Source organism: Streptomyces sp. NPDC056373, assembly GCF_042262425.1.
Lineage (GTDB): Bacteria > Actinomycetota > Actinomycetes > Streptomycetales > Streptomycetaceae > Streptomyces.
Genome location: NZ_JBHJPX010000005.1, coordinates 152,030 through 178,388, shown reverse-complemented (window position 1 = coordinate 178,388; position 26,359 = coordinate 152,030). Strand labels below are relative to the sequence as shown.

The window sequence follows — 26,359 nt, the reverse complement described above, 5'->3', positions numbered from 1 at the left end:
GTGCCGCCCTCACGCACGCTCAGCCCAGTCCGGACACGATCTGGAACGACGCGTCCGAGTAGTACTGGTGACTGTTCTCGAAGGGGTCCAGGCGGAGCTGGAAGTTGCGGTGGCGCAGGAAGCGCCCCGGGTAGTTGACCGACTCCAGCGAGAGCGTTCCCGAGCGCGACCAGACGCGGGGGCAGAACGTGGCGTCCTGGCGGAAGAGGGACGAGCCGTCGTCGCTGTTCGCGACCAGGACGAAACTGCGGTGGCGCAGGTAGCGGCCGTCCGCGGTGGTGAAGGAGTAGCAGGAGGAGTCGGAGAGCCCGGCGACGCGCTTGAAGGTGGCGTCCTCGCGCTGCCCGTAGCCGATCCGGTCCAGCCGCACATAGCCGTCGCTGACCCGCCAGTAGCGGTCGGGGAAGTTGACCGAGTGTATGGATATGCCGGCGGTGGACGGGGGCTTCGGGTGTTTCGAAGGAGTGGGGGACGACTTCGGCGGCTTCGGGGCCTTCTTCTCGGGCTTCGGGCTCGGGCCGGCCGTGGGAGCGCTGGTGGTGGGAGTGGGGGACGGGGTGCGGCGGTCCGCGCCGGGTTTGGGGGTGCCGGTCCCGGAGGGCGTGGCGAAGGAGATCAGGCCACCCGGGGCCGAACTGCTGAGGGTGGTCGGCTCCGCCGCGCGGGAGTCGGCCTCCTCGGCCTCGTTGTTCATCACGGTGATGGCCGTGACGCACGCGGTGATCGTCGCGAGAGCCAGCGCACCCGCCAGCCAGAGCCGTCGCGTCCCCGGTGCCCGGGTGGTGTCCGGGGCCCAGCCGCTCTCCCAGGGGCGGTCCTGGGGCGGCCGGGACTTGTCTTTTGACATGCGCTGTTCCTCCATCGGGGCACCCTTGACGGCGGCGCAGTTGTGGTGGCCCGGTGTGTGATCGGTGACACCGTAGTGGACGTCCGGTGCGCCTGTGACTCGTTTCGTGAGAGCGGTTTCTCTCCGTTGCGAGAGCGGTTTCACCTCGTGATCAAGGCGTCGCTGTGTACGGGTGTACAGATAGTTGTGTACGCTTGTACATATGGGATATCTGCTGCTGGCCGGGGCCATAGCCGCCGAAGTCGGCGCGACCACCGCCATGAAGTACACCGACGGCTTCAGCAGGCTCGGGCCGTCGCTGCTCACGGTCCTCGGATACGTCGTCTCCTTCGCGCTGCTCGCGCAGACCCTCAAGACCGTCTCGGTCGGCACGGCCTACGCGATCTGGGCCGGGGCCGGCACCGCCGCCATCGCCACGATCGGGTTCGCGTTCCTGGGGGAGGGGATGACCGTCGCCAAGGCCGCCGGGATCGCGCTGATCATCGCCGGGGTCGTGGTGCTGAACCTGGGCGGGGCCCACTGATGGCCCGGCGCCACGACCCCGAGCGGCGGCAGCGGATCATCGACGCGGCGATCCGGGTCGTCGGGGCGAAGGGGATCGCCGGGCTGAGCCACCGCAGCGCGGCCGCCGAGGCCGATGTGCCGCTCGGTTCGACGACGTACCACTTCAAGACCCTCGACGAGCTGCTGGTCGCCGCGCTGCGGCAGGCGAACGAGGGTTTCGCCAAGGTGGTCGCCTCGCGGGGCGGCCTGGAGGATCCCCGCACCGATCTGCCCACCGAACTCGCCGCCTTGATGGGGGAGTGGCTCGCGGGCGACCGTACCGGGGTGGAGCTGGAGTACGAGCTGTACCTGGCCGCCCTGCGCCGGCCCGCCCTGCGGCCCGTCGCCGCCGAATGGGCCGAGGGCGTCGTCGAGCTGCTGTCCCGGCGTACCGACCCGGTGACCGCCCGGGCCCTGGTGGCGGTCGTCGACGGCATCTGCCTCCAGGTGCTGCTGACGGGGGTGCCCTACGACGAGGAATACGCCCGCGAGGTGCTGGCGCGGGTGCTGACGGGGGCCCGGGGGTAGGGCGACGGGCCGCCGGGAGGGCTCCGGGGAGGCCGACGGGCCGCTGGGAGGGCTCCGGGGAGGCCGACGGGCCGCTGGGCGGGCGTCCGTGGAGAAGTCGCACTGCGGACGGGTCGGCTGTGCGGGGATGTCGGTCTCAGCCGGCGTGTCGTGCGCGGGCCGCCGGGGTGGGGTCTTCGTGTGCGAGGGGCGGCCGCGCGGGGTGTGTGCGCGGGCTGCGCGGTCGGGTGTGCTCCGGGGTGGGCGGGTCCGGGTGACGTCGTGGGTGGTTGGGTCCGCGGGGGCCGTGGGCGGGCTGCCGAGGGTGGGGTGTCCCCGCTGCTGAGAGGCCTCTTCCAGGGGCGGATACCGCCCGTCCCGTGAGACGCCCTCGCACCGGTTCGCATCGATCGGTGTCCGCCGGTTAGGTTGCCCTCATGACCGACACGACTGCTCCTCGCACCACCGGCGCCGTGGCCGCCGGCCTCGCCACGATCGCCGCCGACGGCACCGTTCTCGACACCTGGTTCCCCGCGCCCGAGCTGGCCGACCAGCCCGGACCCTCCGGCACCGAGCGGCTGTCGGCCGAACGCGCCGCGGAGCTGCTCGGCGGTGGCGCGACCGCGGCGATCGGCCCGGACGCCCGCCGTGGCGTCGAGGTGGTCGCGGTCCGCACGGTCATCGCCTCGCTCGACGAGAAGCCGATCGACGCGCACGACGCCTACCTGCGCCTGCACCTGCTCTCCCACCGTCTGGTCAAGCCGCACGGCCAGAGCCTGGAGGGCATCTTCGGCTTCCTCGCCAACGTCGCCTGGACCTCGCTCGGCCCGGTCGCCGTCGACGACCTCGAGAAGGTCCGGCTGAACGCCCGCGCCGAGGGCCTGCACCTGCAGGTGACCTCCGTCGACAAGTTCCCGCGCATGACGGACTACGTGGCCCCCAAGGGCGTCCGGATCGCCGACGCCGACCGGGTCCGCCTCGGCGCGCACCTCGCCGAGGGCACCACCGTCATGCACGAGGGCTTCGTCAACTTCAACGCCGGCACGCTCGGAACGTCGATGGTCGAGGGCCGCGTCTCCGCCGGCGTCGTGATCGGCGACGGCTCGGACGTCGGCGGCGGTGCCTCCACCATGGGCACCCTCTCCGGCGGCGGCAACGTCATCATCTCCATCGGCGAGCGCTGCCTCATCGGCGCCGAGGCGGGCGTGGGCATCGCCCTCGGCGACGAGTGCGTCGTCGAGGCCGGCCTCTACGTCACCGCCGGTACCCGCGTCACCATGCCCGACGGCCAGATCGTCAAGGCGCGCGAGCTGTCCGGAGCCTCCAACATCCTCTTCCGCCGCAACTCGGTCACCGGCACCGTCGAGGCCCGGCCGAACAACGCGGTGTGGGGCGGGCTGAACGAGATCCTGCACAGCCACAACTGATCACCGGCGGCCGTGACCTGCGGCCGCCTTATCGATCAGAGCCCAGCCGAGCGCGGGGGACGGCACAAGGATCCCGACCGGGAGCCGAGGCCCCGCAGGCGGGCGACCTCCACCCGGACGCACGGGGTCAGGCACCTGTTCGCCGCCTACGACCTAGGCAAGGACAAGCTCCGGGGAGGGTCACCTCCTGCGGCTCGTGTGACCGGCGCAGGTGATGACCCTCCCCTTGCCGCCCGCTCAGCTGCGACGATGTCCCAAGGGCTGGACGGTGCCGGCCGCCTGGCCGTTCTCGGTGGAGGTCTCCGGGTTGCAGTGCCGTGCCACGTCGGTGGCCCGCGCCGCGCCGGTCCTGGTCCGCTGCTCGGGGCGCAGCAGGACGACCGCGCAAGCCGCGGCTGTCAGGGCCAGGACGGCTGCCACGATGAGGCACAGGCGCATGCCGTCGAGGAGGGAGTCGCCCAGGGCGCCGTAGACCTGGGTGGCCGTGGAGCCGAGGTTCATCCCGGCGACCGCGCCCAGGCCGCCCTCCTCGGCAGTGGACACGATGGTGTGGGCCTGGTTGCCGGTCACACCGGCGTCGGCGAGGTGGCCGGGCAGGGTGTGCACGGCACGGGTGGACAGCAGGGCGCCCAGGACGGCTGGGCCGAGCGCGCCGCCGACCTGGCGGAAGGCGTTGTTGGCGGCCGAGGCCATGCCCGCCAGATGGTGCGGCACGGCGGCGACGGCGGTGGCCGTCATCGGCGTGGTGACCAGGCCCAGGCCGACGCCCAGCACGATCAGCCGCCAGGCGATCGAGCCGTAGGAGGTGTCGGCGTCGAGGTTGGTCATGGCCAGCAGGGACCCGGCGATCAGGAGCAGGCCGCCGCTGATCATCCAGCGGGTAGGGGCGCGGTGCATGAGCCGTCCGGCCGGGGCTCCGGCCACGATCGCGGCGACCGGGACCAGGAGCAGCCGCGCGCCCGCCTCCAGCGTGCCGAGCTGTTGCACCATGCCGAAGTACAGGCTGAGGACGAAGAAGAAGCCGATCAGCCCGAGGAAGGTGATCATGGCGACCAGGGCGGTGGCGGTGAAGGCTGCGCTGCGGAACACCGCCAGGTCCAGCATCGGGCTGTCGCTGCGCTTCTCCGCCACGGCGAACGCGATCAGCGCGACGACGCCCAGCGCCAGGGCGGCGATCACCTTGGTGGCGGTGAAGGAGTCGGCGCCGCCCTCGATCACGCCGTAGACCAGGGCGGTGACGGCGACGGCCGCGGTGATCTGGCCGGGCCAGTCGAGCCTGCGGCCGTGCGGGGCGCGCGAGTCGGTCAGCAGCGGGGCGGCGACGGCCATCGAGACCAGCGCGAGGGGGACGGACAGCAGGTAGATCCAGCGCCAGGAGAAGTGGTCGAGGATGACGCCGGCGATGACCGGGCCGACGGCCAGGGCCGCGAGCATGGCCATGGCCCACATGCCGATGAACTTGCCGCGCTCGCGGAAGTCGGGCACCGCGTGGCTGATCAGCGCCAGCGTGGTGGGCAGCAGCGCGGCCGAGCCCAGACCGGCCAGGGCCTGCCCGGCCCACAGGGTCTGGATGTTGTGTGCGCACAGGGCGACCGTGGCCCCGGCGGCACAGCAGAACAGGCCCGCCTGGAAGACCTTCTTGCGGCCGTGGACGTCACCGAAGACGCCTGCGGTCATGATGAACGCGGCCATGGGCAGGACGAACGCGTCCTGGACCCAGGAGAGTTGGGCGGTCGAGGTGCTCAGCGCCCGCTGGATCGCGGGCAGGCTGACGGCGACCGTGGTGATCGGCAGGTAGGCGACGAACACGCCGAGGCAGGCCATGACGATGGTGGCCGCCCGCCGGTCGGTCGGCCTGATCGCCGTTGTGGTGGCGTTCACGGAAATTCCGCTTTCTCCCGTGCGGCGTGGTGGGCCGCGGTCGGTCGGGTGGGGCAGGGGCTGGTGCACGGGGGCTGCCGTGCCGGGGGCGGGCAGCCCTGACCCGCGGGATGTCGCCGGTGGCGTCCCGCAGGCGTCGGTGGGTGGGGTTCTCCGCGGCTTACGCGGCCGGTCCGGACTCGGCCCGGTAGGCGGCCAGGTGGGCGTGGAGCTCGGCGCGCGAACGGACGCGTTTGAAGGGGGCCTTGGCGACGGTGGCCCGGATGCGCTTGACCGGGTCGCCGGGTTCACCCCAGACGACGTCGACCTGCGTGCCGATCTCGGCGTCGGCGACGTTCAGTACGGCCAGGGAGAGCATCTTGCGGAAGTAGTAGCTGTAGCCGCGCGAGGTGGCCGTGCCGGCGAGGACGCCGTCGCGCTCCACTCGGTCCATCCACAGGTGGCCGCGCAGGTCGCGGGGCATGTCCATGAAGGTGTGGTGCGGGCCGTCGCCGTACAGCGAGCGGTGCACGTCGAGGACGTCGTCGCTGTTCCACACCAGGGTGCGCAGCACCCGTGCGGGCTCGGCGAGCCGCTCTTTGAGGACGGCATCGCCGAGGAAGGGGTGGTCGAAGCTGATCTGCCTGGTCCAGCCGAGCTCGACCGGGTCGCGGTAGTAGTCGCGCAGCGACTCGCCCTGGAAGCTGCCGGCGATGAACGCCCGCGGGATGTGCCAGGGCGAGCCGAGCAGGTGGGTGAGGAAGTCCGCCTCCTCGGGCTCGTACAGGGCGGGCAGGTAGTCCAGGTTCCGGGTGGGAACCGCGTTCTCCAGGTGGTTGATGGGTGCGGCCCGGTTGCCGAGGCGCCGGATGCCGTACTTCTGCCCGGCCTGAACGACCGCGTCGTACACAGAGCCGCCGATCTCGCGCGGGCCCTGCAACTCGAACCCGACCTCGCCGGCCATGCCCTGCCGCAGCGCCCAGACGCGGTGCCCGGCGAGGGTGGTGGGCACCGCGTGCATGTACGGGGTGTCCAGCAGCCGCTCGTCGCCGGTCAGATCCAGCAGCAGCGGGATCGAGGCGGGGCCGGAGACCTGGTACACGAACCAGTCCTCGTCCTCGGCGGTGGCCTTGAAGTCGCCGTGCTCCAGGTTGTACCGGGCCCAGTCGCCGCCCGGTCCGTGGAAGACGTAGTCCTCCTCGTCCAGCCGGGTCAGGATGCCCTCGCTCATGACATGGCCGTGCGTGTTGGTCTGCACGACGTGCTTGGAGGCGCCCGCCGGGAACCTCCGGAAGGAGTTGACCGAGATCCCCGAGAACAACGTGAGCACGTCGGGGCCGCGGAAGCGGGTCTGCGGCAGGAACGACCAGTCACCGATGTAGCAGGTCTGCTTCCACGACAGGCTCTCGTCGAGCCAGTCGGTGTGCTCCGGCTGCCCGAAGAGCTTGGCGAGGATGTCGAACGGGGGTGTCGAGCGGAAGGCGTCGACGGTGAAGTGCACGGGGGCGGAAACCTCTCTGATGATCAGGCGCTGCTCGTGTGTCGTGGTGCGGCCGGCGCCGTCGGCGGGTCGGCAGGTCGGCTGGTCGGCACAGCGCCGCTGCATGGCCCGGAGCGCCCGGGGGGATGCGGAAGGACGCTCCGGGCCGGTCAGGGGGCCGGCAGCGACACCCCGCCGGACGGCCGACCCGCAGACCCCCGCAAGCACAGCCGCCCGCCACCGGAGCCACGTCAACGACAACCCGCTGGATGCGGGAGGCACCGGTGCGCGACGCCGCATGGTGGGGTCGTCCCACACCCGCCGTGGTCAGGTGCATCAGCAGGACGAACGTGCCGAGGCAGACCACCGCCGGTGCCAACCGCGTGCTCATGGGAGTCACGTCCTTTCCTCAAGGACACGCCCCAGCATCCGCCTCGCCGCCTCCGACCATGAACTGTGCAGCCCAAAACGAACAGAAACCTCCACAGACGCTCTGCTGCATGGCATGCTCTCCCCGTGATCGACGATGTGGACAGGAAAATCCTCCACGCGCTCCAATGCGCGCCCCGCGCCCCGTTCCGGCGCATCGGCGAGGTGACAGGCGTGTCGGAGCAGACCGCAGCCCGCCGCTACCACGCCTTGCGCCGCAGCGGGGTGATGCGGGTGATCGGCCAGGTCGCACCTGCGGCGTACGGGCAGGCCCATTGGGTGGCCCGCATCCGTTCCCGCCCCGATCGGGTCGGCCCCCTGGCGGACTCCCTGGCCAAGCGGCCGGACATCGCCTACTCCAACCTCGCCTCCGGTGGCTCGGAGATCATCTGCATGATCCGCTCCTCCGTCGAGGCTCACCGCGACGACGTCCTGCTGCGCCAGCTGCCCCGCTCGGCCTCCGTCCTCGACGTCGACATCGACCTGCTCCTGCACCCCTTCGGTGAGACCGGCACCAGTGAGTGGACCGGTTACGGCGCCGGCCTCACAGCCGACCAGGTACGGCAGCTCACCGGCGACCGGCCACCCACCCCCGCAGGGCCGCCGCGGCCCCCTACGGACGAGGACACCCCCCTGCTGGACGCCCTCGCCGAGGACGGCCGCACCACCCACACCCGCCTCGCCGAGCTCACTGGCTGGTCCAACGCGCGCGTCGCCCGTCGCCTGGAAGCCCTGGAGACCTCCGGCACGCTCTTCTACGACGTGGAACTGCTGCCCGAGCGCCTGGGCCACACCCTCAACGCCACCCTCTGGCTGCGCGTCGCCCCCGCCCACCTCAAACAGGCCGGTGAGGAACTCGCCCGGCACGCCGAGGTCGCCTTCGCCGGCGCCATCAGCGGCCGGCACAACCTGATGGTCAGCGTCATCTGCCGCGACGCCGAGGACTTCTACCGCTACCTCACCACCCACGTCGCCGCCATCGACGGCATCGACGCCTACGAGGTCAGCATCCGCGTCCGCCGCCTGAAACAGGCCGCCTCACTCATCTTCCACGGCCGCCTCGTACATCCGACGCCCGTGTAGGAGCCGACGAAGTGCGGGTGGGGCACACGCTCGCCGTGCGGCGGCCGGCAGGCCGACCGTCCCGCCCGCCCGCGCCACCTCCGACAGCGGCGCCCCGGAAGCGGAGCCAGAGCCCGACGACACGTGGAGGCCCGTTCCGGAGGCCGTGCCGGATGGTTCTGATCCGGTGGGAGATATTCGGGAGAGCAACTCTCCGTCCGCTCGTCCCGGCACGATCCCGTACGGATGACCCTGCGTGACCTCGCGGTGGTTTCGGCAGATGAACGGGTGGACGCAGTGTCCGATCAGACGCCGAACCGACGAAACGAGGAGCGGGGCATGGGGAACGAGCGGGGGCGGGCCGTGGTGCGCGGGCTGGCCGGGGTGGTCGCGGCGCTGACGGTGTGCTGGCTGCCGGCGGGGGCCGCGCACGCCGACGAGACCAACACCGGTTCGCACAACGGCCACCGGGTCGGTCTGATCAACGTCAACACCGGTCAGATCGACGACCCGGCGGAGGACGTGCTGGAGCACACGCTGCTGTTCGGCGACGGGTACGCCTGGAACTGACCGCGCAGAGCAGACGGGACGGCCCGTACCGCAGGTGACAGTGACACCGCGGTACGGGCCGTCCCGTCCGTGGCGGTGGGAGCCGGTGTTCGCGGAGCGGTGGTCATGCGCTGTGGCCGATCAGGTCGTCGTGGAGCGCGAGCAGTTCGCCGGTCCTCCTCGCGTCGGCCGGCTGAAGGGGGCCGCGGACCGGGCCCGCCGGGAGGTTCAGGGCGTTCATGAGCGCCTTCGCGGTGACGGTGCCCGGCAGGCCCGCCGACATGATCGCCTCGATGAGGGGGGTGGCCTGCTGCTGGAGGCGGGCCGCCCGGGCCGTGTCGCCCGCGTCGAACGCGTCCAGGACCGTCCGCAGGTGGGCGGGGATCACGTTCGCGACGGTGCTGACGTACCCCGTGCCGCCCACGGCGTACAGCGCGAGGTTGTGTTCGTCGCAGCCCGCGTAGTACGCCAGGGCCGTGCGGGCGAGGACCTTCTGGGCGCCCAGGAAGTCGCTGGAGCAGTCCTTGAGCGCGACGATCCTGGGATGTTCGGCGAGGCGGAGGAGCGTCTCCGGCTCGATGCGGGTGCCGGTGCGGGCGGGGATGTCGTAGAGCATGAGCGGGAGGTCACCCGCATCCGCGATCTCCCGGAAATGGGCCTCGATCGCCTCCTGCGGGGGTCTGCTGTAGTACGGCGACACCACCAGCAGACCGTCCGCGCCCGCCTTCCCGGCCTCCCGGGCCAGTTCGGTGGTGTGCCGGGTGTCGGGGGTGCCGATGCCGGCGATGACCTTCGCGCGGTCGCCCACCGCCTCGCGGACGGCTCGGACCAGGTCGGACTTCTCGGCGTCCGTGGTGGTGGGCGACTCGCCCGTGGTGCCGGAGAGGACCAGGCCGTCGCAGCCGTTCGTCACCAGGTGGGTGGCGAGGTGCTGGGCGCCGTCGAGGTCCAGGGCGCCGGACGGGGTGAAGGGGGTGACCATGGCGCAGAGGGTGCGGCCCAGGGGTGGTGCGGGGAGCGGTGAGGTCATGGGGGTAGTCTCGGCCGTCTGTTGGTGTAGCTCTACTTAATTTTCCTACCAGTTATTTCTAAGTATTGCTTCACTGTGGGGCAGGGGTGTCGCGCCGCGGACGGGTCCGGAGTCGGCTGGGTAGCAGTGGGGCCGGCCGGGTACCCGGGTGTTCCTGATGTCGAGAGGAGGCACCGTGACCGGGACCATCGATCATCGGGCCGTGCACGACGAGCGCCGCTCCGTGGGTGAACTCGTCGGGCAGGCCACGGAGCAGCTCTCCATGCTCATGAGGCAGGAAGTGGCGCTCGCCAAGGAGGAACTCGCCGAGAAGGGGCGGCGTGCGGGGCGTGGCGGTGGGCTGCTCGGCGCGGCGGGCGCCGTCGCGTACGCCGGGTTGCTCGTGCTGTCCGGCGCGGGGGTCGCCGCGCTCGCCCTGGTGCTGCCCGTCTGGGCCGCGGCGCTGATCGTTACCGGGGTGCTGTTCGTGATCGCGGCCGTGCTGGCGGCAACCGGGCGGGCGCAGCTGCGGAAGGCCACACCGCCCACGCCCGAACAGGCGCTCGGCAGTGTGCGGGCGGACGTGGAGGAGATCAAGGAGAGGGCGCATCGATGACGGAGGCGACGGGTGGGGCGAAGGGCCCCGATGAGCTGCGGCAGCAGATCGAGCGGACCCGTACGGAACTCGGCAACACGGTGGAGGAATTGGCCGGGAAGGCGGATGTGAAGGGGCGTGCGCGGGCGCGGGCCGCTGATCTGCGGGACAAGGCCGGGGCGATGACGGTGCAGTTGCGCAGCAGTGCCGCGCAGGCGGGGCACACCGTGCACGATCGGGCGGCCCATGCGGGGCCGCGTCCGGTGCGGACCGTTGTGCGGGCCGGGATGCGGCATCCGAAGCCGGTGCTGGTGGCCGGAGCGGCGGGGGCCGTGGTGGCTGTCGGGGTGCTGCGGTGGAGGCATGCGCACGGGCATCGCTGAGCATGGCCCCCACCTCCTCGGGTCCTTGGGTCGGTGGGATGCCTGCTTTGCCTGATGGCGGACGGGGGTGGGGGTGCGCGTCTTTCGCCTTGCGTCGGGCCTGGGCCGGGGCCGCGTCGGGCCTGGGCCGGGGCCGCGTCGGGGGGTGTCCGTCCTCGGAACGTCGCGATGGGGTTGCGTGCCGACCGGCTGTTCGTTGACGCGACAACCGCTGCGGGCGGACACCCCCCGGCACGGCCCCTTCTCGCCGTACGCGGGTGCGGGCGCGCCGTGCCTCGCCCGGTTGCGGGCATGCGTGCCGCTGGGGGCGGCACCTCGTCGCGCCGAGTTGCGCACCCACCCGGCTTCAGGGACGGCGCCTGTGCCCGCTTGACCTCAAGTTCGGTCGAGGTTGAAGAGTGGGCTGTGTTCGCGACCGGCGCTACGACTGGAGTGTTCATGAGCCGTCGAACCGAGACGCACCCCGATCCGGCCGATCCCCGTGTCGGTGCTCCCTTCTTCAGCACCTGGCGGGTGGGTACGGCCGAGCGGCAGCGGCAGGCGGTGGAGGCCGTCGGGCGGGCCTGGGAGCGACGGCCCTGGCCCGCCGGGGACCTGCTGGGGTATCACGTGTACGCGGGGCATGACGGGTCCACCCTGATGCACTACTCGCAGTGGACCGGCGAGCACGCCTACGAGGCGTTCGTGAAGGCCCACCGGCAGGAGCGCGTCGACGAGGTCGACACGGCCGTGCCGGGCATCGAGCGGGTCGGGCTCGGGCGCTACCGGTGCTACCGGAGCCGGGAGCGTGCCGTCGGGGACGTGCGGATGCCGGGGCTGATCGTGACCGTGCGGATCGACTTCGGGGACGGGGCGCAGGAGCGCCGGGAAGAGTGGGTCGACCTCGTGGTCAAGGCGCTGGGCGACGATCCGGTGGGGCATGCCGGGCTGATGTCCGCGCACTTCCACCTCGCCACGGACGGCGGGCACGTGCTGAACTACGCGGAGTGGGAGAGTGCCGGGGCCTACGAGGCGGCGATGGCCGCGCCGTCGACGGACTCCTGGGAGCGGGTGCGGGCGTATCCGGGACTGCAGAAGGTCACCGGCAGCCGGTACGACCACGCTCTGGGGCTGGTGCCGGGTTGATCCGTGCACGTGGGGCCGGCCAGGCGGGATACCCGGCCGGCCCCACGGGGTGTCACGGGCGGAAGCGCAGGACCTGGGGGTCGTGGTCGCTGATCTGGTCGTTGAACTCCGCGTTGACGTGCACGCTGTCGTACTCGAAGTCGCAGTCGCGGCGGATCGACGGGCTGATCAGGATCTGGTCGAGGACCTGGCTGTTGCCCTGGTAGACGTACGAGTAACGCTCGTTGCGGGGGAGCGACTTGATCGCGGACCAGAGTTCGCCGCGGCCCTCCAGGAGCTTCGCCGTCCGGGAGAACTCGAAGTCGTTGATGTCGCCCAGCGCGATGACGTCCGCGTTCTTCTGGGTGTCGAGGATGTCCTTGACGAAGGCGTTCACCAGGGTGGCCTGCCGGTGGCGCTGCGTCTCGGAGCTGCGGGACGGCGGCTGGTACCGGGCGGTCAGGCCCTGGTCGCCGCCCTTGGAGTTGAAGTGGTTGGCGATCACGAAGACCGTGCGGCCGCGGAAGACGAACTCGCCGGCCAGCGGCTTGCGGCTGTTCTGCCAGGCCTCGTCGGCGGGGGCGATGCGGCCGGGGCTGAGGCTGAGGTGGGCCTTGCCGCGGATCTTCGTCACGGCGGTGGCCGTGGTGGCGTCGCCGCCGGGGTGATCCGTGAAGGAGACCCGCTCCGGGTTGAAGAGGAACGCCTGGCGGATGTTGCCGCCCGGCTCGCCGCCGTCGGCACCGTCGGCCGGGTCGATCGAGCGCCAGTCGTACTTCGGGCCGCCCGCCGCGACGATCGCGTCGATCAGCTTGGTCAGCGTCTGGTCGGCGGCGACCGTGCCGTCGTTCTTCGCGCCGTTGTTGTCCTGGATCTCTTCCAGGGACACGATGTCGGGCGACTTCAGGTTGTTCACGATCGCGGCGGCGTGGGCGGCGAAGGTGCCGTCGGCCGGGTCGAGGTTCTCGACGTTGTAGGTGGCGACGGCGAGTTCGGAGGAGCGCTGCCTGCGGGTCGTCTCGCGTTCCAGGCCCGCGCTCTTCAGGGTGCCGAGTTCGCTCGCGACCAGGGTGTAGCCGCCGAACTGGTTGTAGTCCAGGGGGCCCGCGGTGGTGCCCGTGAGGGTGTCGCCCACGTTCGCCTTGGGGAAGTCCGCCGTCGCGCCGAGGGACTGGATCTGCAGGCGGCCCGCGTTCTGGTCGTCGTAGGAGCCGTAGACCGTGCCGCCGTGGCGGTTGCGGTTCTCGTGCGGCTTCACCGTCACCCAGAGCTCGGTGTACGGGTCGGTGGCACCGACGACGCGGGTGTCGGTGACCCGGACGGACATGCCCTCCAGCGCCTCGTAGTGGTCCAGGGCGTACTTCGAGGGCTTCAGGGGCAGCGCGTCGACCGAGCCGTTCGCGGCGGTGTCGCCGGCGGGCGCGTAGGCGGCGGGCACCGAGCGCGAGGTGATCGCCGTGGCGGCGGGCAGCGCGTTTCCGCTGGAGACGACCGTGGTTGCCGGCTTGGTGATCTCCGTCACCGACTGGTTGCCGGAGGTCGCTCCGCCGGGGACGTACTCCGTGACCGTGCCGCCGACCGTGACGGAGTCACCGACGGCGACGCCCTTCGGGGCGGAGCCGGTGAAGACGAAGACGCCCTCGCTGGTCGCCGGGTCGGCGTCCGGGGCCGGGTCCTGGATCCAGAAGCCGCGGGACGAACCGTAGGTCCGGATGCCGGTGACGATTCCGGCCACGTCCGTGACCTGCTTCCCGGCGTACGGGGAGGTCCGGGTGGTGCCCTGGATGTCGTGAATGCGGACCGACTCCGCGTGCGCGGGGCTGGTGAGGACGATCGTGGAGGCCGCGGAACACGCGGCGGCGACGGTGAGCGCGGCGAGGCGCGCGGACGACTTGCTCGGCAACGGGATTCCCTCCGGGGACGTGACAGGGCGCCGGGACGAGGGCGGAGACGTGTGGAAAGGCTGGACTGTCGCTACCTGTGGGGCGGATGCGGTGACGCGCGTAGACCGGTCTGGACGGGTGGGCCTGGTGGGGCCGGCCCGGTGAACAACTGTCCGCCGACTTCTACGCGCGTCAATCTCCAGCCTGTGCATGTCACTTGTCAAGGTTTCGGCCATGTACGGCAACCGACGGGGAGATGAAGTGGGCGGCATGGGTGGATATCCGTCTAGGCTGAGCGGTTGAGTCACCTGAGGCGCGCTAGGAGAAACAGCCGATGTCAGACCGCTCCCCCCTGCCGCCGGTGCGGCTGCACCCCGAGGCGGAGCTGGCGCGCGACGCGCTGTCCACGCCGTTGCTGTCCCGGGCCGCCCGGCTCGCCCGCTGGGCCGGGCCGGACACCCGCGTCGACGTCGGGGGCGGGCTCGTCGACGAGCAGCTGCCCGGGGCCGCGGAGGCGCTCGGGCTGAGCGGGGAGGACGCCGCCGCCGATGCCGGCGAGGCGTGGCGGGTCGCCGTCGATGCCGGGCTCGTCGAGGTCGTCGACGAGGAGCAGGGCACCGTGACGGCCGGTGCGGACCTGGCCCTGCTCACCGGCGGCTCGCCGCAGGACGTGCTCGCCGTATGGCTCGCCGCGCTGGAGACCGTGCTCGCCGACGCGAGCGTGCCCGACCTGGACGGGCTCGTGGACGAGGACGGCGAGGTCGACCTCTCCGCCCTCGACTGGGACCCCGAGGGCGAGGCCGAGTTCCTCGACGGCGTGCTCGGCAACCTCTATCTGCTGACCGCCGGCGAGGAAGCGCCCGACGGCGCCCCGGTGCCGCTGCCGGCACTGGCCGCCTCGGTGATCGTGCCCAGCGACATGGGCGAGCCCACCAACGACGTCCTGGAGCAGGTGTCCGACGCGATGATGCGCCTGGACGACCAGTTCCGGATGCTGGAGCCGGTGGGATTCGTCGCCTACCAGCCCGTGGACGAGGCGCTCATGGCCGACGCCGACGAGGAGCCCGCGGCGCCCGTCGACGACACCGACGTCTCCCGGTACGGCATGGTCCGGCTCACCCCGCTCGGGGTGTACGGCATGCGAGCACGGCTGCTGGAGGCCGGGTTCGAGGCGCCGGCCGTCGGGGACCTCGCGGACAAGGGGGCCGACGCGCTGCTCGACGGCACGGCCCAGTTCCCGCCCGGGGCCGCGCAGGCCGAGACCGAACAGTGGCTTCAGCGGCGGGAATCGCCGGCCGCGGCACGGGAGTTGCTGGCGGCGGCCCGGGGCTCCGACGCCGGGGCGCCGTTGCGGCGGTTGCGGTGTCAGCAGGCCCTGTCGCTGGTGGGGGCCTCGGCCGAGCCTGCGCTGCGGGACGTGCTCGACGACGCCGAGCTGGGCGGGCTCGCCCGGGTGTGGCTGACCGAGCACGGCGCGGCGGACGTGCCCGCGCCCTCCGAGGCGATGGTCTACTGGCTGACCATCGACACCGTGGCCGCGCAGCTGGCCGCGGAGGGCAACTCCGAGGAGTTGCGGGCGCTGGTGGAGGGGCTCGCGCGGCAGCACGGTGGGTTCTTCGAGGCCGTGTGGCGGGTTGACCACCCGGCGACCGCTGATGTGCTGGAGGCCATGGGGCGGTTGCATCCCGACAAGAAGGTGGCGAAGGAAGCGCGCAAGGCCGCGTTCAAGGCTCGGTCGCAGCAGGGGGGCTGAGCCCGGATCCCGAGTGCGGGTGAGCTGTGGCTGGTCGCGCAGTTCCCCGCGCCCCTTAGCGCGTTGTTCAACCCCCGTTCAGACGCGGGCGGGACGGTGTTGCCGCACGAGGTCCGCCACCTCCCACGGCATTCTCACCGTCACAGGAGACACCATGTCGCTCACCCGCAGGGACTTCGCCAGAAACTCCGCGATCACCGGTGCCGGAGTCGCGCTGGCGGGCAGCGTCGGCGCCCTCGCCACCGCGCCGAACGCCCTCGCGTCCGACGACACCGTCAGCGCCGGGGGCGAGGCGGCGGACGCCCGGCACGGAGTCGGCTACGGGCCGCTCGTGCCGGACCCCGAGGGCCTCCTCGCCCTGCCCGCCGGCTTCACCTACAAGATCATCACGTACAGCGGCAAGACCCGGCTGGAGTCCGGCGAGTTCACGCCCTCCAACCACGACGGCACCGCCACCTTCGACGGCCCCCGCGGCACCACCCTGCTCGTCAACAACCACGAGCTCAAGGGGCCGCGCGCCAACTGGGAGCACCCGGTGCCGCTCACCGAGGGCCTCGTCTACGACCCGGCCGCGGCCGGCGGCTGCACCGTCGTCGAGGTACGCCCCGACGGACGCGTCGCCGAGTGGGTGGGCATCGCCGGCACCTCCACCAACTGCGCCGGCGGCCGCACCCCCTGGGGCACCTGGCTCACCTGCGAGGAGAACTCCGACAAGGCCGGCGTCAACGGCATGACCAAGGACCACGGCTACGTCTTCGAGGTCGACCCCTGCGACCGGCGCGCCAACCGCGCCCCCGAGCCGCTGAAGTTCTTCGGCCGCTACGACCACGAAGCCGTCGTCATCGACCCCAGGCGCGGCCACGCCTACCTCACCGAGGACGCCGCAGGACCCAACGGCCTGTTCTTCCGCTGGACCCCGCCCGAGGGCTTCGCGTACGGCCCCGGGAAGTTCCGCAGGCTCGCCGACGACGCCGGGATCCTCCAGGCGCCCAAGTGCTTCGACTCGGGCGGCAAGTTCGTCGACGACCTGTCCCGCGCCACGAAGACCGGCACCGTCTACGGCGTCGACTGGGTGGACGTCCCCGACCGCGACGCCAGCACCACGCCCGTGCGCAAGCAGTTCAAGGACGACGAGGTCACCCGCGCCCGCAAGCTGGAGGGCATGTGGTGGGGCGACGGCGGCGCCTACATCGTCTCCTCCTACGCCCGCCAGGAGAGCCCCGGCCGGCACGACGGGCAGGTCTGGTTCTACGACCCCAAGCGCCGCACCCTGACGCTGAAGGTCCTGCTCGGCGTGAACCCCGACCCGTCGAAGGACGGCGCTTTCGACGGCCCCGACAACATCACCGTCTCCCCGTACGGCGGCCTCGTCATCGCCGAGGACGGGGAAGGCGTACAGCACCTGTTCGGCGCCACCGACAGCGGACGCACCTACCCGATCGCCCGCAACGAGCTGAACATCGGCACCGCACAGGAGCCGGAGTACAGCGAGTTCACCGGCGTCACCTTCTCGCCCGACGGGCGGACCCTCTACGCCAACATCCAGACGCCGGGCATCATGCTCGCCATCACCGGACCCTGGAAGCGGCACAAGCGGTAGGACACCGAGTCCCCGTATGAGCGGGGGCGTCCTGTTCGGCGGGCGGGCCGAGGGGCTGGGGCCCGCACCGCGCGGGGAGTGCGGACCGGTCGGGCGCGTACGTCGGCGGTCCGCGCGGATGTGCGTGCGCATCTTGTTGAGCGGTGTACTGACATCTAACATTTCAGTTCATGGAGACCATCCGGCCCGTGCCCCGGACCCTGCTCAGGGACCGGGCGTACGCGGCGATCCGGGACGCCATCGTCGCCGGAGAGATCGAGCCCGGCGCGGTGGTGCGGGACGCCGACCTCGCGGAGCGGCTCGGGCTGTCCCGGGCACCGGTGCGGGAGGCGTTCTCCCGGCTGGTGGACGACGGGCTGCTGGAGAGCAAGCCCCAGAGCTACACCCGGGTGACCCCGCTGGTGACCGCCGACGTACGGGACGCCGCCGCCGTCGTCGGAGCCCTGCACGAGCTGGTGACGCGGGTGGCCGTGCCCCGGCTGGGCGCCGCGGACATCACGGCGATGCGGACCGCCAACGAGCGGTTCGCCGCCGCCGTGGGCTCCGGGGACGTGGACGGGGCCCTGCGGGCCGACGACGAACTGCACGACGTCCTCGTCCGGGTGAGCGGCAACCGCGCCGCCGCCGCGACCGTCGCCCGCTACACGCCGCTCATCCGCCGCCTGGAGCGACGGCGCTTCGGTGAGGGCGGCAGCTGCCGCTCCGCCGGACTGCACGAGCGGTTGATCGAGGCCTGCGCGGCCGGTGACACGGCCGCGGCGGTCCTCGTCACGGCGGAGATCTGGCGGGGGCTCGAGGAGCTCGCCGACTGAGACCGACCCCCACCCCAGGGAGAACGACCCATGTCCCTTTCCTCGTACGAGCGTTACCCCCTGCTCTTCGGGCCCTCGCCCGTCCACCACCTGGAGCGGCTCACCGCGCACCTCGGCGGCGCGTCCCTCTGGGCCAAGCGTGAGGACTGCAACTCCGGTGTGGCGTACGGCGGCAACAAGACCCGCAAACTGGAGTACCTGGTCGCCGACGCCCTCGCCCAGGGCTGCGACACCCTCGTGTCGATCGGGGGCGTGCAGTCCAACCACACCCGTCAGGTCGCGGCCGTCGCCGCCCGGGCCGGGCTCAAGTGCGTGCTGGTGCAGGAGAGTTGGGTGGACTGGCCCGACGCGGTGTACGACAAGGTCGGCAACATCCTGATCAGCCGGCTCGCCGGGGCCGATGTGCGGCTGGTGAGGGCCGGGTTCGGTATCGGCTTCAAGGAGAGCTGGGAGCGGGCGCTCAGGGAGGTCGAGGAGGCCGGCGGGAAGCCGTACGCCATTCCGGCCGGCGCCTCCGACCACCCGCTCGGCGGGCTCGGCTTCGCCGGATGGGCGTACGAGGTCGCCGAGCAGGAGCGGCAGCTCGGCGTCTTCTTCGACACCGTCGTGGTGTGCTCGGTGACCGGGTCGACCCAGGCCGGCATGGTCGCCGGGTTCGCCGCGCTGGAGGAGGCGGGCGGGCGGCCCCGGCGCGTGCTCGGCATCGACGCCTCGGCGAAACCGGCCGCGACCCGGGGGCAGATCGCCCGTATCGCCGACCGCACCGGGAAGCTCATCGGTCTGAAGCGCGAGCTGACCGAGTCCGACGTCGAACTCGACGAGCGGTACCACGCGGGCGTCTACGGCATCCCCGACGAGGCCACCCTGGCGGCGATGCGGCTCGCCGCCCGGACGGAGGGGATGGTCACCGACCCCGTCTACGAGGGCAAGTCCATGGCCGGGATGATCGACCTGGTGTCTAGGGGGGAGATCGGCGGTGACGCCACGGTGCTGTACGCCCATCTGGGAGGGCAGCCGGCGTTGAACGCTTACAGCGCGCTGTTCTGACCGGCCAGGGCGGCAAGGGTGTCGGGGAATCTTCCGGCGGGCCGTCGGGTTGTGCCGGTCAATCGACGTCCTGGAAGAGCCGCCATGTCCGATCAGCCCGCCGTCCGCGAACTCCGCCTGGTCGTGACCGCCGAGGACTACGATGCCGCGCTGCACTTCTACCGTGACGTGCTCGGCCTGACCGAGCAGGGCGCGTTCGCCTCTGAGGACGGGCGGGTCACGATCCTCGACGCCGGGCGGGCCACCCTGGAGCTGACCGACCCGAACCACGCCGCGTTCATCGACGACGTCGAGGTGGGGCGGCGGGTGGCCGGGCACATCCGGGTCGCCTTCCAGGTTGACGACTCCGCCGCCACGACGGCGAAACTGGCCGCCGCGGGAGCGGAAGTCGTGGCCGAGCCGACACGCACGCCCTGGAACTCGCTGAACTCCCGGCTGGAAGCGCCGGGTGCGCTTCAGCTGACGCTGTTCACCGAGCTCGGTGAGTGACGGGCTGCGGGTAGTGGGATGGGGTGGTCCGTCGGCTGCGTCCGTTTCGCCTTCGCGGTGCGGGTGGGTCGGGGCCGCGCCGGGGGGTGTCCGTCCTCGGAACGGCGCGATGGGCCCGGACGCCGACTGACTCCCCGTTGACGCGCCAACCAGCTGCGGGCGGACACCCCCCGACACGGCCCCTTCTCGCCGTACGCGGGTGCGGGGCGGGGGCCACTCCCGTGCCGGATACAGTGCTGACGTGCGGACGGACAATCAGCCTGCCGAGTCGGGTGCCGAGCGCTCCGACGGTGCCCGGCGCCGGGCCACGATCCACGACGTCGCACGGCTCGCCGGGGTGTCGCGTCAGACGGTCTCGCGGGCGGTCAACGACAAGGGTGAGATCGACCCCGGCACCAAGGAGCGGGTCCTCGAGGCGGCGCGGCTCCTGGACTACCGGCCCAGCCGTTTCGCGCGCGGACTCGTCCAGAAGGGCACGGTGACGGCCGGTCTGGTCATCCCCGACCTGCGCAATCCGTTCTTCCCCGAGGTGGCCGCCGGAGTGCTGGAGGCTGCCGAGCAGCGGGGCTGGCAGGTCGTGGTGTGGGACTCCCGGATCGACGAGGCCAGGGAGCGGGAGGCGCTCGACGTGCTCTCCCACCAGGCGGACGCGGTCGTCGGCTACTTCAAGGGCCCGGACGACGTGCTGGCCCGGCATCTCGGGGGCGTGCCGCTGGTGCTGCTGGAGCGCGGGCCGCAGCAGACCCGGTTCGCGGCCGTGGGGATCGACGCCGTCTCCGGCGTCCAGCAGGGTTTGGAGCATCTCTTCCGTGCCGGGCACCGCAGGATCGGCATGCTGGACGGCGTGCACGGTCCCGGCCCGCGTCGGCAGGCTTTCGTGGAGCAGGCGCGGCGGCTGGGTCTGCCGGTCGACGAGGACTGGGTCGTGGTGTGCCCGGAGCACAGCGTGGCGGGTGGTGAGGCCGGCATGGAGCGGCTGCTGGCGCAGCGGCCCGAGGTCACCGCGGTGTTCGGCTTCAACGACCTGATCGCGGTCGGGGCGATGCGTACCGGCCGGCGGCGTGGCCGGAGGGTTCCCGAGGATCTGGCCGTGCTGGGCTTCGACGGTCTCTCGCTGGGCGAGCTCGTCGAACCCGCCCTGACCACCCTGCACATCGACAAGCGGCAGCTGGGACGGCTGGCCGTGGAGCAGGTGGCCCGGCTGCGCGCGGGCGAGGAGCCGCTGCGGGGCGCGGACGCCTGGGTGACACCCGAACTCGTGGTGCGCGACTCCGCCTGACCGAGGCAGATCGGCCTCGTCGTTCCCTTGACACCGGATTTCAGACCCCTCGATACTCGACGGCAACGCTCACGTGAACGTTCACGGACGCTCAGAAACCCCCACCGCGAGACGTCGGCCCGACTACCACGCGCCCGCCGACATCGTTGTCTTCGCTTCCTCATCCCGGAAGCCTTCCCCCCATCCCCGTGTGAACGGGCCCGCGGCTGCGCTGTGCCCCGGCCGCGGCATGCCCGGAAAGCGAGTGCGCGCCCATGGAACACCGAACGATGTCCCGCAGACGCTTTCTGGGGGCTTCCCTGGGCGGCGCGGGCGCCGGCCTGCTGACGCTCTCGGGGTGCGGGACCGCCGAGGGATCGGCCTCCGCCGGTTCCGGCCACCTCAGCCTCTGGTACTGGAAGGGCTCGCTGAGCGACAAGCTCCTCGCCACCGCCCGGCGCGGCGTCCCCGGCGTCCCGGGGCTGAAGGTGAAGGGCTCCCAGGTCCCGGACGGCGACATCGACTCCAAGGTGCGCACAAGTCTGGCCGCCCGCGCCTACGTTCCGGACCTGACGGTCGTCAACAACGACAACCTCGCCACGTTCTTCCCGGACGAGGACGAGTTCCTCGACCTGCGGGACCTCGGCGCCGATTCCGTCCGCGACCGCTACCTCGACTGGAAGTGGAAGGCCTGCTTCACGCCGACGGGCCGAATGATCGGCTTCCCCCTCGACGCCGGTCCCACCGCGCTCTACTACCGGCGCGATCTCTTCGAACGGGCCGGGCTGCCCCACGAGCCGGCGGACGTCGCCGAAGAGCTGTCCGGCTGGGAGGAGTTCATCGATGCCGGGCGCACACTGCGGCGCAAGGGGCCCGGCAAGCCCTACCTCGTGAGCAACATCGGCAACGTCTTCCAGCAGGTGCTGCTGCAGAGCCCGAAACAGTTCGTGGACGCCGACAACCGTTTCATCGGCGACCAGAAGCACATCCGGCGCGCCTGGGACCTGTCCGTGGACATCCTCCGCCAGGGCCTCAGCGCCCGGATCACGGACGGCACACCCGACTTCAACGCGGCGATGAGCGGTAACCGGGTCGCCACCATGACCACGGCGGTGTGGGCCATCAACACACTGAAGGACTCGGCGCCGAAGACCTCCGGGTCCTGGCGGCTGACCACGCTGCCGGACGGCCCCTGCAACTACGGCGGCTCCTACGTGACGCTGACCCGCTACTGCCGGGAACCGGAGGCGGCCTTCGCCTTCCTGACCTGGCTGCTCAGTCCGGCGAACCAGCTCGAGAGCTACCAGGAGATGGCCCTGTTCCCCACCACTCCCGCCTCCTACGCCGACCCGGCGATGCACAAGCCCGACCCCTTCTTCGGCGGCCAGCAGCCCATCGACGTCTTCGGCCCCGCCGCCCGAAAGGCTCCCGTCGTCTACTTCAGCCCCTACGAGGAGACCGCCAACACCCCGTTCTTCCAGGAGCTGACCAATGTCGAGACGCTCGGCAAGAACCCCGACCGGGCCTGGCAGGACGCCGTGAACACCGCCGAGACCGCGCTGACCCGGCTGGGGGTGAGCTGACATGGTGACGCTTGCCGACCCGGCCGGGGCGCCGGCGGTGGACGAGCGGCGTACGGATCGCCGTAGCGGATCCACCCCTTCCGGCAGACGCCGGAGGTACCTCCCGCCGCTGCTCGCCATCTCGCCGTTCTACGTGCTCTTCGCCGTCTTCGGCGCCTTCCCCGTCGTGTTCTCCATGTACCTGTCCTTCCAGGACTGGGACGGCATCGGGGACATGCGTTTCGTGGGGCTCAAGCAGTACGGCTGGCTGCTGAAGGACTCGGTCTTCTGGCACTCGGTGCTCAACACCTTCGAGATCTGGTTCCTGTCGACGGTGCCGATGCTCTTCCTGGCGCTCGTGCTGGCTTTCCTGCTGCACTCCCAGGTCCGCTTCGCCGGTGCCTACCGGGTGGCGTACTTCATTCCCAATGTCACCTCGATGGTCGCCATGACCATCGTCTTCGGCTCGGTCTTCGCCCAGGCCGGTCTCGCCAACGCGCTGCTCAGGGCCGTCGGGCTGGACGGCATCGGCTGGCTGTCCTCCGAGTGGGGGATCAAGTCGTCGGTGTCCATCATGATCATCTGGCGGTGGGTCGGCTACAACGCGCTGATCTTCCTCGCGGGTATCCAGGCCATCCCCACCGAGCACTTCGAGGCCGCACGCGTGGACGGCGCCAACAGTTGGCAGACCCTGTTCCGGGTCGTGGTGCCGCAACTGCGTCCGGTGGTCCTCTTCGCGGCCGTCACCTCCACCATCAACGGCTTGCAGGTCTTCACCGAGTCCCAGGTGCTCTTCCAGTCGACCGATGTCGGAACCACGGGCGGACCGGGTCAGGAAGGGATGACCATCGTGCTCTATCTGTGGCAGAAGGCCTTCAAGGAGCACCAGTTCGGCTACGGCGCCGCGATGGGCTGGCTCCTCTTCGCCATCATCGCGGTGTTCACGATCATCAACTGGCGGCTGGTGTCCGGCTCCGACCGCGACGACCGCCGGCCCGGCATCGCCGGACTGCTGCGCCGCAAGGGGGCTCGTGATGGCCGCTGAACACCGGGCGACCGGAAACGCGGGGCTCGCGATCGGCTCCGGCAGCAGGCTCTCCCGGATCTGCGTCCGGGGCGTGCTGCTGCTCGGTGTGCTGATCTCGCTGTTCCCCTTCTACTGGCTGGTGGTGATGGCCTCCGGCACGACCCAGGACATCTACGACTACCCGCCCAAGCTGGTGCCGGGCCCGCATCTGCTGGACAACATGAGCCGGGTGCTCGACACCGTCGACTTCTTCGGCTCGCTGTTCAACACGGTCGTGGTGGCCGTCGTCGGCACCGCGCTCGTGCTGTTCTTCGACTCGCTGGCGGCCTTCGCCTTCGCCAAGTACGAGTTCCCTGCGAAGAAGCTCCTCTTCGGCATGCTGCTGGTCACGTACATGATTCCCGCGCAGCTGTCCCTGGTGCCGCAGTTCGTCACCATCGCCGAGTTCGGCTGGGCCGGCTCGCTGAAGGCGCTGATCATCCCCGGCGCGGCCAACGCCTTCGGCATCTTCTGGATGCGCCAGTACGCGCAGAACTCCCTGCCCGACGAACTGCTGGACGCCGGGCGGATCGACGGCGCCGGCTTCTTCCGTCTCTACTGGCAGGTCGCCCTGCCCCTCTTCCGCCCGGCCCTGGCCTTCCTCGGCATCTTCACGTTCATCGGCCTCTGGAACGACTACATCTGGCCCCTGGTCGTGATGATCGACCCGGAGAAGGTCACGCTCCAGGTGGCGCTGGCGAACCTGAACGTCCTCTACAACGCGGACTACGCCCTGGTGATGGCTGGTGCGCTGATGAGCGTCATCCCGTTGATCGTGGTGTTCCTGTTCGGGGCGCGGCACTTCCTGAGGGACCTGGCGGCGGGGGCGATGAAGATGTAGGGGCCGGTGCGCCGTCTCGATAGAGTGCGCAGAAAGTCCCCGGTTCTGAGGAGTGGTCGCGTGGCGCTGGTCAGGCCCATGCGGGCGGATGCCCGGCGCAACCACGAGCGGTTGCTGGCCGTCGCCGTGGAGGCCTTCGCCGAGCACGGGGAGGGCGCCTCGCTCGATGACATCGCCAAGCGTGCCGGGGTCGGCTCCGGCACGCTGTACCGGCACTTCCCGACGCGGCAGGCACTGCTGGAGGCCGCCTGTCTGGACCGTATCGAGGCGATCGCGGCCCGGGCCAAAGTGCTCGCGGTCGAACTGCCGCCGGGCGAGGCGCTGACGGAGTGGCTGTACGAACTGGGCGCCGGGATGATCCGGATGCGTGGGCTGAAGGCGCTGCTGGGACCGGCCGTCACGGACTCCGGCTCCCTCGTGACCACGGCGTGCGGCGACGCGGTCAAGGTCGCGGCAGGGCGGCTGGTCCGGGCTGCGCAGGAAGAGGGCACGCTCCGGGCGGACGTCGAGCCGGTCGACGTGCTGCGGCTGGCGCACGGTATGGCGACCGCGTCGGAACTGGCGGACGGGGAGGGCCGGCACCTCCGGCGCTACCTGACGCTGCTGACGGAGGGGCTGATGGCGGGGCGTCGCCGATGAGTGGAGACGCCCCCCCCGGTGAGCCGGACGCCCCCTTGCCAGGGGGCGTCCACGGAGGTCGCTTTCGGGCGGGTCAGAGGGCCTGTGCCGCCGGCTTCACCATTCCCCTGACCGTGCGGGACTTCACGAAGTCGCCCATGGCCGTCATCTCCCACTCGCCGGAGAACTGGCGGATCAGCTTGGCCATCAGCACGCCCGTCTGCGGCTCGGCGCCGGTGAGGTCGAAGCGGACCAGTTCCTCACCGGTGGTGCCGTCCAGGAGGCGGCAGTAGGCCTTGGCGACCTCCGTGAACTTCTGGCCGGAGAAGGAGTTGACCGTGAAGACCAGGCCGGTGACCTCCTGGGGCAGGCGGCCGAGGTCGACCATGATGGTCTCGTCGTCACCGCCGCCCTCACCCGTGAGGTTGTCGCCGGAGTGCCGGATGGCGCCGCCCACGATCTGGAGCTTGCCGAAGTAGCAGCTGTCGATGTGGTTGCGCTGCGGCCCGTAGGCGATGACCGAGGCGTCCAGGTCGATGTCCTTGCCGCGGTAGGCCGGCTCCCAGCCGAGACCCATCCGGACCTGGGAGAGCAGGGGCTGGCCGCCCTTGATCAGGGAGACCGTCTGGTTCTTCTGGAGGCTGACGCGGCCCTTGTCGAGGTTGATCTTCCCGGCGCCGGGCGGGGGCGGGGGAGGGGTGGCCGGGGCCGGGGGAACCGCGGGCGCGGCGACCGGCGGGGCCACGGGCGGCTGCACCGGGGCCGGCGGCGGGGTCACGGGCTGGGACGGGGCGGCGGCCGGCTCCTCCACCGTGACCCCGAAGTCCGTGGCGATGCCCGCCAGGCCGTTGGCGTAGCCCTGGCCGACGGCGCGGGCCTTCCACTGGCCGTTGCGCTGGTAGACCTCCACGATCACCAGGGCCGTCTCACCGCCGAGCTGCGGAGGCGTGAACGTGGCCAGGACGGAGCCGCCGTCCGCGTCGCGGATCGTGGCCGTCGGCTCGATGCCCTGGAAGGTCTGGCCCGCGGCGTCCGGGCTGGCCGTCACGACGATCTTCTCGATGCCGGGCGGGAGGGCCGTGGTGTCGACCACGATCGCGTCGGGCGCACTGCCGCCGCCCGAGCGGTACGTCACGCCCGGGCCCGACGGCTGGTTGTAGAAGATGAAGTCGTCGTCGGAGCGCACCTTGCCGTCGGCGGTGAGCAGCAGGCCCGATACGTCGAGCCGCACCGGGGCGGCGACGTCCACCGTCACGCGGGCGGCGGACAGGGGGATGTTCGAGCCGGGGGTCATAGCTGTCATGCCGGGTGAACGAGCGAGGCGGTTTTGCCGTTCCCTTACCTTCCGGCCAATCGGGTCACCGGCGGTTGCGGGGGTGGTCCCGGGCGGTGCGTTCGTTGCCGCGCTTGTAGTTGCCGGTCCAGCGGGCCATGACCAGCTGGGGGTCGGACGCCTCGACCTCGGCGAGGAACCGCGTGGCCCGGGGGCCGTTCAGGGTGGTGGCGGGGCGGCCGTGGTGGCTGATGCGGACGGTTCCGCCCGCGTGCTGCTCGTAGGTGAACCCGTGGGGTCGTGGCATGCCGTGAGCGTAGGGCGGCGGGGGCGGACGCCCCACCGAATTTCGTCCGCCCCCG

The 26,359-nt window shown here is 71.4% G+C and carries 25 protein-coding genes and 1 pseudogene; 19 read left to right on the top strand and 7 right to left on the bottom strand.

Translation table 11 applies throughout. The annotated features are described in order from the left end of the window. Window positions 1–19: 19 nt before the first annotated feature. Entirely contained in the window at window positions 20–847 is an 828-nt protein-coding gene (locus tag ACFCXS_RS12285; RefSeq protein ID WP_376643186.1) for an AbfB domain-containing protein, read from the bottom strand. A gap of 202 nt (window positions 848–1,049) precedes the next feature. Between ACFCXS_RS12285 and ACFCXS_RS12280 the strand changes: the two genes are divergently transcribed. The 4 genes and pseudogenes from ACFCXS_RS12280 to ACFCXS_RS12265 all read left to right on the top strand — a co-directional run. After that, the gene (locus tag ACFCXS_RS12280; RefSeq protein WP_376643185.1) at window positions 1,050–1,370 is read left to right on the top strand and encodes a DMT family transporter; all 321 of its coding nucleotides are present in this window, start codon (window positions 1,050–1,052) and stop codon (window positions 1,368–1,370) included. Next, window positions 1,370–1,918, top strand: coding sequence for a TetR/AcrR family transcriptional regulator (locus tag ACFCXS_RS12275; RefSeq protein ID WP_376643184.1), 549 nt, complete (start codon window positions 1,370–1,372; stop codon window positions 1,916–1,918). The genes ACFCXS_RS12280 and ACFCXS_RS12275 overlap by 1 nt, the downstream gene beginning before the upstream one ends. Window positions 1,919–2,334: 416 nt before the next feature. After that, window positions 2,335–3,324 carry a 2,3,4,5-tetrahydropyridine-2,6-dicarboxylate N-succinyltransferase gene (gene dapD / locus ACFCXS_RS12270; protein WP_376643183.1) on the top strand — a complete coding sequence of 330 codons (990 nt, stop codon included), beginning with the start codon at window positions 2,335–2,337 and terminating at the stop codon, window positions 3,322–3,324. A 45-nt stretch (window positions 3,325–3,369) separates the two neighbouring features. Continuing rightward, window positions 3,370–3,501, top strand: a pseudogene (locus ACFCXS_RS12265) (IS630 family transposase); the annotation flags it as partial. Window positions 3,502–3,561: 60 nt separating this feature from the next. On the opposite strand, the gene ACFCXS_RS12260 reads toward ACFCXS_RS12265, so the two are convergent. Further along, entirely contained in the window at window positions 3,562–5,205 is a 1,644-nt protein-coding gene (locus ACFCXS_RS12260) for an MFS transporter (protein WP_376643182.1), read from the bottom strand. Between the two features lie 160 nt (window positions 5,206–5,365). After that, a complete protein-coding gene (locus ACFCXS_RS12255) occupies window positions 5,366–6,790 on the bottom strand; it encodes a hypothetical protein (RefSeq protein WP_376643181.1) in 1,425 nt (474 codons plus the stop codon). Window positions 6,791–7,120: 330 nt separating this feature from the next. On the opposite strand from ACFCXS_RS12255, the gene ACFCXS_RS12250 reads away from it, so the two are divergent. Together ACFCXS_RS12250 and ACFCXS_RS12245 are read left to right on the top strand one after the other, a co-directional pair. Next, window positions 7,121–8,176, top strand: a complete 1,056-nt coding sequence (locus ACFCXS_RS12250) for an Lrp/AsnC family transcriptional regulator (RefSeq protein WP_376643180.1) — start codon at window positions 7,121–7,123, stop codon at window positions 8,174–8,176. Between the two features lie 318 nt (window positions 8,177–8,494). Continuing rightward, entirely contained in the window at window positions 8,495–8,725 is a 231-nt protein-coding gene (locus ACFCXS_RS12245; RefSeq protein ID WP_376643179.1) for a hypothetical protein, read from the top strand. Between the two features lie 103 nt (window positions 8,726–8,828). Here the strand turns inward: ACFCXS_RS12245 and dapA are convergent, their stop codons facing one another. Beyond that, window positions 8,829–9,734 (bottom strand): 4-hydroxy-tetrahydrodipicolinate synthase, encoded by a 906-nt coding sequence (gene dapA, locus ACFCXS_RS12240; RefSeq protein WP_376643178.1) that lies wholly within the window; start codon window positions 9,732–9,734, stop codon window positions 8,829–8,831. A gap of 175 nt (window positions 9,735–9,909) precedes the next feature. Between dapA and ACFCXS_RS12235 the strand changes: the two genes are divergently transcribed. From ACFCXS_RS12235 to ACFCXS_RS12225, 3 genes are all read left to right on the top strand, one after another. Continuing rightward, window positions 9,910–10,329 carry a phage holin family protein gene (locus tag ACFCXS_RS12235; RefSeq protein WP_376643177.1) on the top strand — a complete coding sequence of 140 codons (420 nt, stop codon included), beginning with the start codon at window positions 9,910–9,912 and terminating at the stop codon, window positions 10,327–10,329. Beyond that, window positions 10,326–10,691 carry a DUF3618 domain-containing protein gene (locus tag ACFCXS_RS12230; protein ID WP_376643176.1) on the top strand — a complete coding sequence of 122 codons (366 nt, stop codon included), beginning with the start codon at window positions 10,326–10,328 and terminating at the stop codon, window positions 10,689–10,691. Before ACFCXS_RS12235 ends, ACFCXS_RS12230 begins: the two co-directional genes overlap by 4 nt. Window positions 10,692–11,129: 438 nt before the next feature. After that, a complete protein-coding gene (locus ACFCXS_RS12225) occupies window positions 11,130–11,816 on the top strand; it encodes a hypothetical protein (protein ID WP_376643175.1) in 687 nt (228 codons plus the stop codon). Window positions 11,817–11,868: 52 nt separating this feature from the next. On the opposite strand, the gene ACFCXS_RS12220 is transcribed toward ACFCXS_RS12225, so the two are convergent. Further along, entirely contained in the window at window positions 11,869–13,698 is a 1,830-nt protein-coding gene (locus tag ACFCXS_RS12220) for an endonuclease/exonuclease/phosphatase family protein (protein ID WP_376643174.1), read from the bottom strand. Window positions 13,699–14,012: 314 nt separating this feature from the next. Here ACFCXS_RS12220 and ACFCXS_RS12215 point away from each other — a divergent pair, with 314 nt between their 5' ends. The 10 genes from ACFCXS_RS12215 to ACFCXS_RS12170 all read left to right on the top strand — a co-directional run bounded on the left by ACFCXS_RS12215 (window position 14,013) and on the right by ACFCXS_RS12170 (window position 24,745). After that, window positions 14,013–15,431, top strand: a complete 1,419-nt coding sequence (locus tag ACFCXS_RS12215) for a hypothetical protein (RefSeq protein ID WP_376643173.1) — start codon at window positions 14,013–14,015, stop codon at window positions 15,429–15,431. Between the two features lie 154 nt (window positions 15,432–15,585). Further along, on the top strand, window positions 15,586–17,031 hold the full coding sequence (locus ACFCXS_RS12210) for an alkaline phosphatase PhoX (protein ID WP_376643172.1): 1,446 nt from the start codon (window positions 15,586–15,588) through the stop codon (window positions 17,029–17,031). 170 nt (window positions 17,032–17,201) lie between these two features. Then, on the top strand, window positions 17,202–17,843 hold the full coding sequence (locus ACFCXS_RS12205) for a GntR family transcriptional regulator (RefSeq protein ID WP_376643171.1): 642 nt from the start codon (window positions 17,202–17,204) through the stop codon (window positions 17,841–17,843). A gap of 30 nt (window positions 17,844–17,873) precedes the next feature. Beyond that, window positions 17,874–18,890 carry a 1-aminocyclopropane-1-carboxylate deaminase gene (locus ACFCXS_RS12200; protein WP_376643170.1) on the top strand — a complete coding sequence of 339 codons (1,017 nt, stop codon included), beginning with the start codon at window positions 17,874–17,876 and terminating at the stop codon, window positions 18,888–18,890. 84 nt (window positions 18,891–18,974) lie between these two features. Further along, on the top strand, window positions 18,975–19,379 hold the full coding sequence (locus ACFCXS_RS12195) for a VOC family protein (RefSeq protein WP_376643169.1): 405 nt from the start codon (window positions 18,975–18,977) through the stop codon (window positions 19,377–19,379). 241 nt (window positions 19,380–19,620) lie between these two features. After that, entirely contained in the window at window positions 19,621–20,658 is a 1,038-nt protein-coding gene (locus ACFCXS_RS12190; protein WP_376643168.1) for a LacI family DNA-binding transcriptional regulator, read from the top strand. Window positions 20,659–20,927: 269 nt separating this feature from the next. Beyond that, complete coding sequence (locus ACFCXS_RS12185; protein ID WP_376643167.1) at window positions 20,928–22,220, top strand: ABC transporter substrate-binding protein; 1,293 nt, start codon at window positions 20,928–20,930, stop codon at window positions 22,218–22,220. Window position 22,221: 1 nt separating this feature from the next. Then, window positions 22,222–23,244: a carbohydrate ABC transporter permease gene (locus ACFCXS_RS12180; protein ID WP_376643166.1), complete on the top strand. Its 1,023-nt coding sequence runs from the start codon at window positions 22,222–22,224 to the stop codon at window positions 23,242–23,244. Further along, window positions 23,234–24,106, top strand: coding sequence for a carbohydrate ABC transporter permease (locus ACFCXS_RS12175; RefSeq protein ID WP_376643165.1), 873 nt, complete (start codon window positions 23,234–23,236; stop codon window positions 24,104–24,106). Before ACFCXS_RS12180 ends, ACFCXS_RS12175 begins: the two co-directional genes overlap by 11 nt. Before the next feature lie 60 nt (window positions 24,107–24,166). Then, window positions 24,167–24,745: a TetR/AcrR family transcriptional regulator gene (locus ACFCXS_RS12170; RefSeq protein ID WP_376643164.1), complete on the top strand. Its 579-nt coding sequence runs from the start codon at window positions 24,167–24,169 to the stop codon at window positions 24,743–24,745. 73 nt (window positions 24,746–24,818) lie between these two features. Here the strand turns inward: ACFCXS_RS12170 and ACFCXS_RS12165 are convergent, their stop codons facing one another. After that, complete coding sequence (locus ACFCXS_RS12165; RefSeq protein ID WP_376643407.1) at window positions 24,819–26,018, bottom strand: TerD family protein; 1,200 nt, start codon at window positions 26,016–26,018, stop codon at window positions 24,819–24,821. A gap of 64 nt (window positions 26,019–26,082) precedes the next feature. Next, window positions 26,083–26,304: a hypothetical protein gene (locus ACFCXS_RS12160; RefSeq protein ID WP_376643163.1), complete on the bottom strand. Its 222-nt coding sequence runs from the start codon at window positions 26,302–26,304 to the stop codon at window positions 26,083–26,085. Between the last annotated feature and the right edge of the window lie 55 nt (window positions 26,305–26,359).

What these genes read in the sequence shown, in the direction of transcription:
- ACFCXS_RS12200 (WP_376643170.1), top strand. Translation starts at nt 17,874, where the DNA reads ATGTCCCTTTCCTCGTACGAGCGTTACCCCCTGCTCTTCGGGCCCTCG.
- ACFCXS_RS12205 (WP_376643171.1), top strand. Translation starts at nt 17,202, where the DNA reads ATGGAGACCATCCGGCCCGTGCCCCGGACCCTGCTCAGGGACCGGGCG.
- ACFCXS_RS12225 (WP_376643175.1), top strand. Translation starts at nt 11,130, where the DNA reads ATGAGCCGTCGAACCGAGACGCACCCCGATCCGGCCGATCCCCGTGTC.
- ACFCXS_RS12185 (WP_376643167.1), top strand. Translation starts at nt 20,928, where the DNA reads ATGTCCCGCAGACGCTTTCTGGGGGCTTCCCTGGGCGGCGCGGGCGCC.
- ACFCXS_RS12175 (WP_376643165.1), top strand. Translation starts at nt 23,234, where the DNA reads ATGGCCGCTGAACACCGGGCGACCGGAAACGCGGGGCTCGCGATCGGC.
- ACFCXS_RS12215 (WP_376643173.1), top strand. Translation starts at nt 14,013, where the DNA reads ATGTCAGACCGCTCCCCCCTGCCGCCGGTGCGGCTGCACCCCGAGGCG.
- ACFCXS_RS12280 (WP_376643185.1), top strand. Translation starts at nt 1,050, where the DNA reads ATGGGATATCTGCTGCTGGCCGGGGCCATAGCCGCCGAAGTCGGCGCG.
- ACFCXS_RS12285 (WP_376643186.1), bottom strand. Translation starts at nt 847, where the DNA reads ATGTCAAAAGACAAGTCCCGGCCGCCCCAGGACCGCCCCTGGGAGAGC.
- ACFCXS_RS12165 (WP_376643407.1), bottom strand. Translation starts at nt 26,018, where the DNA reads ATGACCCCCGGCTCGAACATCCCCCTGTCCGCCGCCCGCGTGACGGTG.
- ACFCXS_RS12180 (WP_376643166.1), top strand. Translation starts at nt 22,222, where the DNA reads ATGGTGACGCTTGCCGACCCGGCCGGGGCGCCGGCGGTGGACGAGCGG.
- ACFCXS_RS12230 (WP_376643176.1), top strand. Translation starts at nt 10,326, where the DNA reads ATGACGGAGGCGACGGGTGGGGCGAAGGGCCCCGATGAGCTGCGGCAG.
- ACFCXS_RS12210 (WP_376643172.1), top strand. Translation starts at nt 15,586, where the DNA reads ATGTCGCTCACCCGCAGGGACTTCGCCAGAAACTCCGCGATCACCGGT.
- dapA (WP_376643178.1), bottom strand. Translation starts at nt 9,734, where the DNA reads ATGACCTCACCGCTCCCCGCACCACCCCTGGGCCGCACCCTCTGCGCC.
- ACFCXS_RS12195 (WP_376643169.1), top strand. Translation starts at nt 18,975, where the DNA reads ATGTCCGATCAGCCCGCCGTCCGCGAACTCCGCCTGGTCGTGACCGCC.
- ACFCXS_RS12275 (WP_376643184.1), top strand. Translation starts at nt 1,370, where the DNA reads ATGGCCCGGCGCCACGACCCCGAGCGGCGGCAGCGGATCATCGACGCG.
- ACFCXS_RS12245 (WP_376643179.1), top strand. Translation starts at nt 8,495, where the DNA reads ATGGGGAACGAGCGGGGGCGGGCCGTGGTGCGCGGGCTGGCCGGGGTG.
- dapD (WP_376643183.1), top strand. Translation starts at nt 2,335, where the DNA reads ATGACCGACACGACTGCTCCTCGCACCACCGGCGCCGTGGCCGCCGGC.
- ACFCXS_RS12255 (WP_376643181.1), bottom strand. Translation starts at nt 6,790, where the DNA reads ATGCAGCGGCGCTGTGCCGACCAGCCGACCTGCCGACCCGCCGACGGC.
- ACFCXS_RS12160 (WP_376643163.1), bottom strand. Translation starts at nt 26,304, where the DNA reads ATGCCACGACCCCACGGGTTCACCTACGAGCAGCACGCGGGCGGAACC.